Here is a 13043-nt window from a genome sequence, read left to right on the forward strand (position 1 = left end):
CGAGCCCGCCCGCCGGGTACGGCACGGCGGCGCGGGAGACCGGAGACTACTCGCGCGGCCCCGGCCCGGCGGGGGCGGCACCGGTGGACTCGCGCACGACGAGGTTGGTCTGCAGCCGGGCCAGGGTGGCCGCCTCGCCCTCTCCCGCGTTGACCGCCGCCAGCAGGAGATCGACGGCCATCCGCCCGGCGGCGGCCGTCGGCATCGTGATCGTCGTCAGCTTCGGCCGGTTCAACCGGCTCGGCAGGCTGTCGTCCACGCCGATGACGCTCACGTCGTCGGGCACGCCGAGGCCGCGCTCGCGCAGCCCTTCGATCAGCCCGATCGCGACCAGGTCGTTGTAACACAGCGCTCCGGTCGCCCCCGAGGCGGCGACGGCGGCCGCCGCGGCCAGCCCGCCCCGCTCGGTCGGCTCGTTCGGCCGCAGCACCGTCAGCTCGATGTCGAACTCGGCCACGGCGGCGGTGACGGCCGTGTGCATCTCCTGGCTGGTCCACGAACCGCTGGGGCCCGAGAGCAACGCGATCCGGCGATGGCCGAGGGCCGCCAGGTGCTCCACCGCCGCCGCCGCGCCCTGTCCCACGTCCATCAGCACCGTGGGCAGACCCTTTATCCACCGGTTGACCACCACGAACGGCACCTGCGCCCGCAACCGCTCGATCACCCGGTTCGACAGGCGCGGACTGCACAGCAGCACACCGTCCACCTGCTTGGAGAGCGTCTCGATCAACTCCTGCTCCCGCAGCGAGTTCTCGTCGGTGTCGGCGACGAACACGTGGTAGTCCCGCTCACGCGCCTGCGCCTGCGCCGCTTTGATCAGCGGAGGGAAGAACGGGTTGGCGATGTCAGCGACGATCAGCCCCAGATTGTGCGTCCGCCCCGTCGTCAACGCCCGCGCCGCCCGATTCGGCCGATAACCCAGTTCCTCGGCCACCGCCAACACCCGGTTGCGCGTCTCCCCGCTCACCATGTGCGGCGCCGAGAACGTACGCGACACCGTCGAGACGTGCACTCCCGACGCCTGCGCCACGTCCCTGATCGTTACCGCCATTGCACACCTCTGTCTGCTCTCAAGTGGCGGGCGAGCCAGCCGAGGACCCGCTCCTGTGCGGAAAGGCCGAAGTCGTCTCCCGAGCCGGCGAGCACACCCGTGATGACTCGCCGGGTTCGCGGGATCGCGGCTCCCCCAGCCCAGCCCGTCGGACACAAGTATGGTGAACCCGGCCGCCTCCTCCGCTCAGTGGTCGGCCATGCGGGTACCACCGTCGACCAACCGGATCGGCCGGCCGGCTCGCATGGACTCGTTGGCGCAGACGCCCACCATGACGCCGCGTATCCCGTCGAGGTAGCCGGCCTGCCTGGCCAGCGGGTCGTCGCCGGGGCCGCGGAACACGTCGTCGAGCAGCAGCCGGTCGCCGCCGCCGTGCGCCCCGTCGCCATGCTCGATCGGGATCTCTCGCGCCTCCCGCCAGTGCTCCTGCAGGGTGAGCCGCTCGTGGAAGCCCGACGCGTGTTCCTTGGAAGCGGCGCTCGGATCGATCGCGGCACGCGGCGGCGTCCAGGCCCGCTCGCACACCTCCAGCTCGATCCGGCCGCCGGTGCCGTTGAACACGACCCGGTACCCCTCGAGGGGCGCGTGCGCGTTGAGCGAGTAGGTGAGCAGGGCCCGGTTGTCGTAGCGGACCAGGACCGCCATGTTGTCCTCGATCGTGATGCCCTCGGCGAAGACGTCCCGATCACGGAGGTAGCCGTCCTCATGCTCGGCGTCCAGGTAGAGGCGCTTGAGCCGCGGGTCGGCGCCGACGTCCAGGATGAACGGGTCGGCGCCGAGACCGGGGGCGCCCCTGCCGCGCTCCGGCCGCGCGCCGAGACCGCGCGCCCTGGCGTTGTCCGCGCCGTAGAAGCGCAGGTCCCCCTGGGCGTACACGCTCTGCGCCGCGGCGGCCAGCCACCAGTTGACCAGGTCGAAGTGGTGCGTGGCCTTGTGCACGAGCAGGCCGCCGGAGTTGGCCTTGTCCCGGTGCCAGCGGCGGAAGTAGTCGGCGCCGTGGATGGTGTCCAGCGTCCACTCGAAGTGCACGGAGGTGACCTCGCCGATCGCGCCGTCCATGATGAGGCGGCGGACCGCCGAGTTGCGGGGCGAGTAGCGGTAGTTGAAGGTGACGATCAGCGCGCCGGGCCTCCGCTCCGCGGCGGCGGCGATGGCGGCGCACCCCTCGGCGTCGGTCGTCAGCGGCTTCTCCACGATCACGCGCTTGCCCGCCTCCAGCGCCTCGACGACGTAACGGGCATGCGTCGCGTCCACCGTGGCGACGACCACCGCGTCGCACAGCTCCAGCATCGACGCGAAGTCGTCCGGTGCGAAGCAGGGCACCTTCTCCCCGATGAGCTCGGTGTAGTAGTCCATCCGGGTCCGGTTGGTGTCGCACAGCGCGACGATGGCGCCGGTGTCCCGCCAGTCGCCGAGCAGCGCGTCGACGTACATCTGGGCACGGTGGCCGAGCCCGACGAATGCGTATCTCATCTCGTCTCTCCGCGGAGGGCCGCCGTACGGCCCGGGCGAGCCGTACGGCGGCGATGGGTGTCTTCGGTCTCAGCCGGAGATGGCCGCGTTGGCCTCCTCGAGGAACTTGCCGGCGGCCTCGTCCGGGGTCATCTGGCCGGCGGTCACGGCCTCGGTGTAACGCTTGATGACGTCCTCCATCTTCGAGGCGCCCTTCGGGGGAACGACCGCCGCGCTGAGCTCGCTCTTGACCTCGTCGATGAACTCCAGGCTCTGCTGGTCGGCCGGGGTCAGCTTGCCCTTGATCGCCTCCAGGACCTTGGAGTTGATCGGCAGGCCCCGGTCGCTGAGCAGGATGCCGCCCGCCTCGGGGTCGTTGATCAGGAATTCGACGAACTTCTGCGCCTCGGCCGGGTGCCCGGTCTTGCTGGAGATGGTCCAGTGCATGGCGGGCTGGAGGAACATGCCGTTGCTGCCGCCGCTCTCCAGCTTGGGCATGCGCAGCATGGCCAGCTCGGAGCCGGAGACCTTGGCCAGGGTGCCGAGCTGGTTGCTCCACCACATGCCGAACGCGCCCTTGTTCGTGCCGATCAGCGACTGCTCCACGCCGGCGGCGATGATCTCGTTCATCTTCGCGGCGTCGGGCGAGGCCTTGGTCTCGATCATGGTGAGGAAGTTCCCCCACCAGGCCTTGAGCGTGTCGGCCGTGATGCCGATCTTGCCGTTGTCGTAGAGCTTCTCACCGCGCTGGGCGGCGTAGATGGTCGGGTAGGTGGGGTTGTTGGAGGTGTACTCGGTGCCGTAGTACTCGCCCTTGCCGGCCTTGCTGATCTCGGCGGAGAGCTTGATGTAGTCGTCCCAGGTCCAGGTCTTGTCGTCCGGGAGCTCCACGCCCGCCTTCTCGAGGACGGACTTGTTGGCGTACATCGCGAAGACGTTGACGCCGGTGGGGATGGCGTACTGCTTGCCGTCGACCTGGCCGGCGGCGAGCGCGTCCTGGTCGAGGGCGGCGGTGTCGACCTTGCCGGTGAGGTCGGCGATTGCGCCCCGGCCGGCGTACTCGGCCAGGCCGCGGATCTCCAGGGTCATGACGTCGGGCGCGTCGCCCGCCGCGACCTTGGTGGCCAGCGACTCGTAGTAGCTCTGCCAGTCGGAGAACTCGCCGACCACGTCGATGTCCGGGTTCTTCTTCTCGAAGGCCGCGATGACCTCCTCGGTCAGCTTCTGCCGGGAGTCGCTGCCCCAGTAGGAGAACCGGATCTTGACCTTGCCGTCGGCCGCGTCGTCGCCGCCGCTGCCGCAGGCCGTCAGGGCCATCGCGGCCACGGTGAGCAGGGCCGCCATCTTCAGAGAGCGCATCTCTTCGTCCTCTCTTTGCTCATTTCGGGGGGTGAGGAACTACTTCAGACCCGTGGTGGCGACACCGCGGATCAGGTACTTCTGGCCGGCCAGGAAGAATCCGAAGATCGGCCCGAGCGCGATGATCGACATGGCGAACATCGGCCCCCACGACGACTCACCGCTGGAGTCCAGGAAGGTGCGCAACGCGACCGGAACGGTGAAGTTGTTCGGGTTGTTCAGGTAGAGCAGCTGGCTGAGGAAGTCGTTCCACGTCCAGATGAACGTGAAGATCGCCGTGGTGGCCAGCGCGGGGGTGCAGAGCGGGATGATGACGCGGAAGAACGTGCGCCAGTAACCGGCGCCGTCGATCGCGGCGGCCTCGTCGAGCTCGCGCGGGAGCGTCCTGATGAACTGGACCATCAGGAAGATGAAGAACGAGTCGTGGGCCAGGAACTTCGGCAGGACCAGCGGCCAGATCGTGTTGATCATGTCGAGCTTGGCGAACATGATGTACTGCGGCACGATCACCACGTGCAGCGGCAGCATGATCGAGCCCAGCATGATCGTGAACCACAGCTTCTTCAGCGGGAAGTTCAGCCGGGCGAAGGCGTAGGCCGCCATCGAGCAGGCCACCAGGTTGCCGACGACCGACAGCGCCGTCACCACCGCCGAGTTCCACAGGTAGTAACCGAACGGATGAGCGAGCGCGTTCCAGCCTTCGGTGAAGTTCTCGAAGGTGATCTCACTGGGGATCAGGCCGGGCTCACGGAAGATCATTTCCTCCGGCTTGAGCGCGCTGGAGATCATCCACAGCAGCGGGTAGAGCATGACCAGGCCGAAGCCGACCAACATCAGGTGCTTGGCACCTCTGGAGACGCGGCGCCGGTACAGGACCGGCAGATGCCTACTTGCTGTCGCCATAGAAGACCCAATACTTGGACGCGAGGAAGTTGACCCCGGTCAGACCGGCGATGATGAGGACGAGGACCCAGGCCAGCGCAGCGGCGTAGCCCATGTCGTAGTGCTTGAAGCCGTTGAGGTAGAGGTAGAGCGTGTAGAAGAGCGTCGCGTCGTTCGGGCCGCCCCCGCCGTTGCTCACGATGAACGACTGGGTGAACGACTGGAAGGACTTGATCACTTCGAGCACGAGGTTGAAGAAGATGATCGGCGTGAGCAGCGGCAACGTGATCGATCTGAACCGCTGGAACGTCCCCGCCCCGTCGATCGCGGCCGCCTCGTAGTAGCTGCTCGGGATCTGCCGCAGGCCGGCCAGGAAGATGACCATCGGGGCGCCGAACGTCCAGACGTGCAGCAGGATCAGGGTGCCGAGCGCGGTGTCCGGGTCGTTGACGTAGCTGCTGCCCTGGATGCCGAACACGGCGAGCGCCGCGTTGATCAGACCCTCGGCACCGAAGATCTTCCGCCAGAGGATGGCGATCGCGACGCTGCCGCCGAGCAGCGAGGGCAGGTAGTAGATCGACCGGTAGAAGGACAGGCCCCGCAGCCCGCGGTCCAGCAGCAGCGCCAGCGCGAGGGCGAAGGCGAGTTGCAGCGGCACCGAGACGACGACGTAGATCGTGGTGACCTTCAGCGAGGTCCAGAACCGCTGGTCCGCGCCGAACATCCTGGAGTAGTTGTCCGCGCCGATCCACTTCGCCTCTTCGAGCAGGCTGTAGTCGGTGAAGGACAGGTAGAGCGAGGCCGCGATGGGACCGACCGTGATCAGGAACAGGCCCACGAACCACGGCGTGAGGAACAGGTAGGCCGCCCATGCCTCGCGGCGGGAACGGCTGACGCTCCCCGAGGGTTCGCTTCCGGAAGCGGGTGCCGCGACCGCGGGCTTCGGCGACGGCGAATCGACTCGAGGGACCTCCGACACAGATCCGGACCGAAGCTCGCGTGATTCGGTCGTCATCACGGGACCTCCCGATGAGACGTGATGGATTGGGCGCTTTCCTATAGCCCAGAGGAAACGTTCGTCAACCCTTTGCAGGCGTTATCTCGGCGTTATCGATATGTCGAGATCTATGTTTATGCAGGTAGCAGGGTTGGTGGCTATCCCCGACGAGTGGGAAAGTTATCGACTTGGCGACCGTCTTATTACAAGCGGTTGCAGTGATGGACGGGCGGTCGTGGACGACCGGACGGCTCCGTGAACGGTCGGGAGCGCGCCGGCGCCGGGAAGACCGGCGGGCGCGGCGCGCCTCCCGTACGGACCCTGTCCGGCCCGGGTCACGACCTGGATCGGCACACGGTCAGCTCACGAACCGGTAGGTGGTGGTGGAGACATGCTCCTCCTCCGGTCTGAGCACGGTCGAGGGGAAGTCGGGCCGGTTCGGCGAGTCGGGGAAGTGCTGCGTCTCCAGGCAGAGCCCGGCGTGCCTGCCGTACGGCGTGGCGACGCCGTCCAGCATGTGCCCGGTGTAGAACTGGACGCCCGGCTCGGTGGTCGTCACCTCCATCGCCCGGCCGCTCACCGGTTCCGCCACCCGCATCACGCCGCCGGGGCGCAACACGTAGCAGTGGTCGTAGCAGCCGTCGAGCCGCGCCCCCACCGCCATGGGCCGGGTGAAGTCGTACGGCGTGCCCGCCACCGGCGTGGGCGCCCCGGGCAGCGGGATCTTCCCGGCGTCGACCGGCAGGTAGTGGTCGGCCTCGATGGTGACGACGTGATCGCGTACGTCACCCGAGCCGGCGAGGTTGAAGTAGGAGTGGTTGGTCAGGTTGAGCACGGTGGCCGCGTCGGTGGTGGCGTGGTAGTCGATCCGCAGCTCGTCGCGCTCGGTGAGGGTGTAGGTGACCGAGGTGGTGAGCGTGCCCGGGTAGCCCTCCTCGCCGTCCGGGCTGACGTAGCTCAGCCGTACGGCACGCTCGCCGTCCGCTTCGGCCCGCCAGATCCGCTTGTCGAACCCCGTCCGCCCGCCGTGGAGGCTGTTCCCGTTGTCATTGCGCGGCAATTGATGGCGGACGCCGTCGAGGGTGAAGCGGCCGCCCGCGATGCGGTTGCCGTACCGGCCGACCAGGGCGCCGAAGTAGCGGCTGCGCTGGAGGTAGTCGGCCACGGTGGGCAGGCCGAGGACGACATCGGTCCCGTCGGGCAGCTCGACGGACTGGATGATCGCGCCGAGGGTCAGGATCCCGACCCGCATCCGGCCGTTCGCCAGGACGTGCCGGTCCACGGTCTCTCCGGCGGGTGTAGCCCCAAATCTCACGGTTGACTCGCTCTCTGAATCGATTCCCTGATCGCCGGAGCCGGACTCCCGCTCGGCGGCGGTGGGGTGGCGGCCTCGCCCGCGGCGACGGCGGCACCGTAACGCAAGCGGTCGTACCTGTACCAGCGTCCGGTCCAGGAAATCACCGTCGGCACTGCGACCGGTTGCGCGCCCTCCAATTGACGTTGGACACGAAATAGCAGGTCAACCACATCACCGAATTGAACACTTGACGTTTCGAGCGGTTAGCGACACAGTTTGGTGCAACTGGTTGCAGACTCCGAGTCCCTCGGGGACTGCCAGAAGGGATAGACACTTGTGAGCAGAACTCTTGTCACCGGGAGCGCCGGGCGCCTCGGGCGCAGCGTCGTGTCCGCGCTCGCCGCGGCCGGCCACGAGGTGATCGGTGTGGACCGGGCGCCGGGCACCCCCGCCGACGCCGCCGACGCCCTCCCCGCCGACCTCGCCGACCTCGGCGAGGCCTACGAGGTGATCGCCCGGTTCCGGCCCGACACGGTCGTGCATCTGGCCGCCATCGCGACTCCGTTCAGCCGCAGCGACCTGGTGACGTTCCGCACGAACTCGCAGCTGGCCTTCAACATGTGCGACGCGGCCGTGGCGCTGGGCGTGCGCAAGATGATCGTGGCGAGCAGCCCGACCGTCATCGGGTACGGCTCGCCGACCGGCTGGACCCCCGCCTACCTGCCCATCGACGAGGACCACCCGGCCCAGCCGTGGAACGCCTACAGCCTGTCCAAGCTGGTCGCCGAGGAGACGATGCGCTCCTTCGCCCGTACGGCCGAGACGAAGATGGCCGCGATACGGCCCTGCTTCGTGATCGCGCCGGAGGAGTGGGAGGGGGCACCGACCCAGTCGGGGCACACGATCGCCGAGCGGCTGGACCGGCCGGACATCGCCGGTGTCTCGCTGTTCAACTACATCGACGCCCGCGACGCGGCCGACCTGCTGCTCACCCTGCTCGACCGGCTGCCCGACCTGCCCAACGGAGAGGTCTTCTTCGCCGGCGCGGCGGACGCGCTGGCCCGCGAGCCGCTCGCGGAGCTGCTGCCGCGGGTCATCCCTTCCACCGCCGCCTTCGCGGCCGCCCTCACGGGCACCACCCCCGCCTTCTCCTCGGCCAAGGCCGAGCGGCTGCTCGGCTGGCAGGCCAAGCGCAGCTGGCGAACCGAGCTGACCTGAGCACCACGCCGTCTTCCGGACGCCGAGCCCTCCCGAAAGGATCATCGATCATGAACCTCAGCGGGGTCCCGTTCCTCCCCGTGCCGACTCTCGACGGCCCGGGCCTCACCCTGGTGTCCCTATGATCAAGGACCTGAGGATCACGCCGCGTACGATGCCGCTGCGTCGCCCGTGGGGTGCTGACGTGCGGTACAACCACGTGATCGTGTGCGAGATCACGCTGGAGGACGGACGGACCGGCACCGGCTTCTCCTGGACGCCGCAGATCGGGGCTGAGGCCGTACGGGCTCTGCTGGAGCACGACATCAGGGACGCGCTGATCGGTCTCCCGGCCCACCCCGAGCTGGTGTGGGACCGGCTCTCCCGGCACCTGAGCGAGGCCGGGCGCGGCGGCCTGACCACGATCGCGATGGCCGGGGTCGACCTGGCGCTGTGGGACCTGCGCTGCGGGGAGTCCTCCCTGGTGGACGTGCTCGGGCCGCGCCGCGGGAGCGTCCCGGTGTACGGCAGCGGCGTGAACCTGCACTATTCGCTCGAGGAACTGGTCGAGCAGGCCCGGCGCTGGCGCGCCGCGGGATATCCGGCCGTCAAGATCAAGGTCGGCAGGCCCGAACCGGCCGAGGACGTCGAGCGGGTCGCCGCGGTCCGCGAGGTCATCGGCCCCGGCACGCTGCTGATGATCGACGCCAACCAGCGGTGGGATCTGCACCGGGCCCGCCGCGCCATCGCCGCGCTCGCGCCGTACGACCCGCACTGGATCGAGGAGCCGCTGCCGGCCGACGACGTCGCCGCCCACGTGGAGCTGCGCCGGAGCATCGGCGTGCCGGTGGCGGTCGGAGAGAACGTCTACACCGTCCACGGCTTCCGCGACCTCCTCACGGCGGGCGCGTGCGACGTGGTCCAGCCCAATGTGGTCAGGGTCGGCGGGATCACCCCGTTCCTGCGCATAGCCGAGCTGGCGCGGGCCTTCGACGTCCCGGTCCACCCTCATCTGCTGACCGAGCTGTCGGGGCAGCTCGCGCTGACACTGCACCATCCGGCCATGGTCGAGCTGGTCGAGGACGCCTCCCTGTCCGACCTCGGGCTGCTCGCCGAGCCGTACCCGGTGGAGATCGGCGGCGCGGAGCTGCGCTCGGGCGGACAGGCGGGGCTGGGGCTGACATGGGCGAGTTGACCAGGGTCGTGCTCGCGGGCGCGTACGGCCACGGCCGCTCGCACCTGGAGAACCTGCGCGGGCTGGCCGCCCGGGGACTGGTGGAGCTGGCCGGGGTCTGCGACGTGCGCCCGGTGGAGGCGGAGCGGCTGGACGGCCTCGGCTCTCCCGAGCAGGCGCGTCCCGACGGCCTGTCCGAGCTGATCGAACGCACCGGTGCGGAGATCACGATCCTGTGCACGCCCATCGACACCCACGACGACCTCGCGGTGACCGCGCTGCGCGCGGGCTCCCACGTGCTGCTGGAGAAGCCGCCCGCGGCGTCGCTCGCCGGATTCGAGCGGATCGCCGTGGCCGCCGAGCGGAGCGGGCTGGCCTGCCAGGTCGGCTTCCAGAGCCTCGGCTCAGCCGCGATCCCCGCGCTGCGCGAGCGGATCGCCTCCGGCGCGCTCGGCGAGATCCGGGGCATCGGGGTGGCGGGCGCGTGGGAACGGCCGGCCGACTACTTCACCCGTTCGCCCTGGGCCGGCCGCCGCCGGCTGAACGGGCGGGCGGTGATGGACGGCGCGCTCACCAACCCGTTCGCGCACGCCACCGCCACCGCGCTCGCGGTCGCCGGAGCCGAGGAGCGGGGCGTGATCGCCTCGGTCGAGCTCGAGCTGTTCCACGCCAACCCGATCGAGTCGGACGACACCGCCGCTGCCCGCATCCACCTGGCGAACGGCCAGGTGATCACGGTGGCCGTGTCGCTGTGCGCGACCGGGCGGTCCGAGCCGTACCTGATCGTGCACGGGTCGGCGGGCACGGCCCGGCTGACCTACACCACCGACGACCTCGACGGGACGGTCCACCCCCGGGTGAACCTGCTGGAGAACCTGATCGAGCACGTCAGGGACGGCGCGGAACTGCTCGTGCCGCTCCCGCGCACCGGCGCCTTCATGGAGTTCCTCGAGGCGGTGCGACTGGCGCCCGACCCGCTGCCGATCGCGGCGGAGCACCAGACGATCCACGCCGACCGGCGCGAGCTTCCCGGCGTCAGGGAGTTGACGGACCGAAGCGCCCGGCGGCTGGCCCTCTTCTCCGAGCTGAGCTCGGAGCCGTACGCGGCATGGGCGACGGCGCGGCCGACCACCTGGCGCCCACCGGCGGCGGGCACGGCCTCACCGGACCCACCGGCGGCCGGAACGACCGCGCGGGATCCACAGGCGGCGGACACGCGGACACTGCGGGTGGCCGGGACGCCGGTGGCCTCCTACGTATGGCGGCCCGACCTGCCGGCGACCGACGCGCCGCGACCGTACCTGCACCCGGTGCGGACGCTCGCCGGCGTGCGGGTGACCGAGTTCCGCCCCGCCGACCACGTCCATCACCTGGGCGCCGGCCTGGCCGTCGCGGACGTCGGCGGGGTGAACTTCTGGGGTGGCAGGACCTTCGTCCACGACCGGGGCCCGGTCTGGCTGGGCGACCACGGCCGGCAGCGGCACGACGCCTTCGAGGAGTGCGAGGGCGGGTTCCACGAGGAGCTGACGTGGCTCGGCCCCGACGGCGCGACCATCGCCGGGGAGCGGCGGACCGTCCTGGCCGGGCCGGTGCAGGCGGGCGGCGCGTGGGCGCTGGACTTCGCCTTCACGCTCACCGTACGCGAGCCGCTGGAGATCAGGAGCTCGGCGTGCAAGGGACGGCCGGGCGCCGGATACGGCGGGTTCTTCTGGCGCGCGCCCAAGGACGCGTCGAACCCGGCCGTGTTCACCGGCGAGGCGGAGGGCGAACGCGACGTTCACGGCAGCCGCTCCCCCTGGCTGGCGCTGGTGTCCGACGCCTGGAGCCTGGTCTTCGTACAGGCCGGTCCGGTGGACCCGTGGTTCGTGCGGGTGGCGGAGTACCCCGGCGTGGGTCCCGCGCTGGCCTGGGACCGGCCGCTGCCCGTCACGGACACGCTGACCCGCCGAGTGATCACTGTCGTGGTGGACGGGCGGCTCGACCGGGCCGCCGCCGCGTCACTGGCGCGATCGGTCGGCACGGCACACCCCGGGAGCCCCGGGTGACCGGCCTCCCCCACCGTCAAGAAATCCGACGCCGACTCCACCGCTGAGACCGATCAGGAGACCTGTATGACCGTCTGGAGCATCGACGCACGCTCGGGCGAGCGCCGCCGCGGCTTCCCCACCACCGGCGCGGAGGAGGTCGAGCTCGCCTGCCGGCGGGCCGACGCGCTGCTCCCGCGCCTGGAGGAGGCCGGGCCGCAGGGGCGGGCCGCGCTGCTCGAGGCCATGGCGGACGCGCTGGACCATCGGGTGGACGCCCTGGTCGCCGCCGCCGACGCCGAGACCGCGCTCGGCGTCGGCCGCCTGACCGGCGAGGTCGCCCGCACCAGCGGCCAGCTTCGGCTCTTCGCCGAGGTGCTGCGCGAGGGCTCCTTCCTCGACGTACGGCTCGACGCCGCCGACTCGGTCAGGCCGGACCTGCGCCGGATGAACATTCCGGTCGGCGTGGTCGGCGTCTTCTCCGCGAGCAACTTCCCCTTCGCCTTCAGCGTCGGCGGCGGCGACACCGCGAGCGCCCTTGCGGCCGGCTGCCCGGTCATCGTCAAGGCGCACTCCCTCCATCCGGAGACCTCGGAGCTCACCCTGGCCGCTCTCCGGGAGGGTGCCCGTACGGCCGGCCTTCCCGCCGAGGTGGTCCAGCTCGTGCACGGCCGCGAGGCCGGGACCGCGCTGGTCACGCACCCCCTGGTCCGGGCGGTCGGGTTCACCGGGTCGATCCCGGCCGGACGCCTCCTCTACGACCTGGCCAAGAGCCGTCCCGAGCCGATCCCCTTCTACGGCGAGCTGGGCAGCCTCAACCCGCTCATCGTCACCCCCGGCGCGGCGGCCCGCCGTACCGAGGAGATCGCGGCGGGTCTGGTGGCCTCGGCGACGCTGGGCGCCGGGCAGTTCTGCGTCAAGCCGGGGCTGGTCCTGGCCCCGCGGGACGACGCACTGGTGGAGGCGATGGCGCGGCACTTCGCCGAGCTCGGCCCGCAGGTGCTGCTCGGCGACGGCATCAGGGAGAGCTTCGAGGCCGGCGCCGGCGAGCGGGAGGCGCTGCCCGGCCTGCGCGTCGCCGCCAGCGGACGGACCGGCGGCGACCGGGAGGTGACGGCCCGGCTGCTGACCGGGCACGTCTCCGCCCTGGACGCCTCCGAGCTGCTGCTCGAGGAGTGCTTCGGACCGATGACCGTCGTGCTCGCCTACGACGACGAGGACGAGCTGCTCCACGCCCTCGCCGCGACCCCCGGCAATCTGACCGCGACACTGCACAGTGAGCCCGAGGAGGAGAAGCTGGCGGCCCGGCTCATGGCGGTGATGCGGGCCCGGGCCGGGCGGCTGGTCTTCGACGCCTACCCGACCGGGGTCGCCGTCGGCTGGGCGCAGCAGCACGGCGGCCCCTACCCGGCGACCACGGAACCGTCGACCACCTCGGTCGGCACCGCGGCGATCTTCCGGTTCCTGCGGCCGGTCGTCTACCAGAACTGCCCGACGCACCTGCTCCCCGAGGCGCTGCGCGACGACAACCCGTGGCGGCTTCCCCGGCGGGTGAACGGCGAGCTCACGCTGCCCTGACCGGGCCCGCTTCAGGGGGCCGCCGATCGGAA

At 70.5% G+C, this 13043-nt stretch carries 10 protein-coding genes; 4 read left to right on the top strand and 6 right to left on the bottom strand.

The window, feature by feature from the left end:
• Window positions 1–46: 46 nt before the first annotated feature.
• From AP234_RS22135 to AP234_RS22160, 6 genes are all read right to left on the bottom strand, one after another.
• Window positions 47–1051 (bottom strand): LacI family DNA-binding transcriptional regulator, encoded by a 1005-nt coding sequence (locus AP234_RS22135; RefSeq protein WP_055481611.1) that lies wholly within the window; start codon window positions 1049–1051, stop codon window positions 47–49.
• Window positions 1052–1237: 186 nt separating this feature from the next.
• Window positions 1238–2524: a Gfo/Idh/MocA family protein gene (locus AP234_RS22140; protein ID WP_055481612.1), complete on the bottom strand. Its 1287-nt coding sequence runs from the start codon at window positions 2522–2524 to the stop codon at window positions 1238–1240.
• Window positions 2525–2593: 69 nt separating this feature from the next.
• Window positions 2594–3862, bottom strand: coding sequence for an extracellular solute-binding protein (locus AP234_RS22145; protein WP_055481613.1), 1269 nt, complete (start codon window positions 3860–3862; stop codon window positions 2594–2596).
• A 39-nt stretch (window positions 3863–3901) separates the two neighbouring features.
• Window positions 3902–4696 carry a carbohydrate ABC transporter permease gene (locus AP234_RS22150; RefSeq protein ID WP_235558323.1) on the bottom strand — a complete coding sequence of 265 codons (795 nt, stop codon included), beginning with the start codon at window positions 4694–4696 and terminating at the stop codon, window positions 3902–3904.
• Between the two features lie 52 nt (window positions 4697–4748).
• Window positions 4749–5759 carry a carbohydrate ABC transporter permease gene (locus AP234_RS22155; RefSeq protein ID WP_083502343.1) on the bottom strand — a complete coding sequence of 337 codons (1011 nt, stop codon included), beginning with the start codon at window positions 5757–5759 and terminating at the stop codon, window positions 4749–4751.
• 340 nt (window positions 5760–6099) lie between these two features.
• On the bottom strand, window positions 6100–7023 hold the full coding sequence (locus tag AP234_RS22160; protein ID WP_235558319.1) for an aldose epimerase family protein: 924 nt from the start codon (window positions 7021–7023) through the stop codon (window positions 6100–6102).
• A 351-nt stretch (window positions 7024–7374) separates the two neighbouring features.
• Here AP234_RS22160 and AP234_RS22165 point away from each other — a divergent pair, with 351 nt between their 5' ends.
• The 4 genes from AP234_RS22165 to AP234_RS22180 all read left to right on the top strand — a co-directional run bounded on the left by AP234_RS22165 (window position 7375) and on the right by AP234_RS22180 (window position 13011).
• The gene (locus AP234_RS22165) at window positions 7375–8256 is read left to right on the top strand and encodes an NAD-dependent epimerase/dehydratase family protein (RefSeq protein ID WP_055481616.1); all 882 of its coding nucleotides are present in this window, start codon (window positions 7375–7377) and stop codon (window positions 8254–8256) included.
• Window positions 8257–8377: 121 nt separating this feature from the next.
• Window positions 8378–9430 carry a mandelate racemase/muconate lactonizing enzyme family protein gene (locus tag AP234_RS22170; protein WP_055481617.1) on the top strand — a complete coding sequence of 351 codons (1053 nt, stop codon included), beginning with the start codon at window positions 8378–8380 and terminating at the stop codon, window positions 9428–9430.
• Window positions 9418–11454 carry a DUF6807 family protein gene (locus AP234_RS22175; protein WP_063843036.1) on the top strand — a complete coding sequence of 679 codons (2037 nt, stop codon included), beginning with the start codon at window positions 9418–9420 and terminating at the stop codon, window positions 11452–11454. The genes AP234_RS22170 and AP234_RS22175 overlap by 13 nt, the downstream gene beginning before the upstream one ends.
• 66 nt (window positions 11455–11520) lie before the next feature.
• Window positions 11521–13011, top strand: coding sequence for an aldehyde dehydrogenase (NADP(+)) (locus AP234_RS22180; protein ID WP_055481618.1), 1491 nt, complete (start codon window positions 11521–11523; stop codon window positions 13009–13011).
• Window positions 13012–13043: the final 32 nt, after the last annotated feature.

It is taken from the genome of Sphaerimonospora mesophila, from assembly GCF_001417795.1.
In the GTDB taxonomy this organism is placed as follows: domain Bacteria; phylum Actinomycetota; class Actinomycetes; order Streptosporangiales; family Streptosporangiaceae; genus Sphaerimonospora; species Sphaerimonospora mesophila.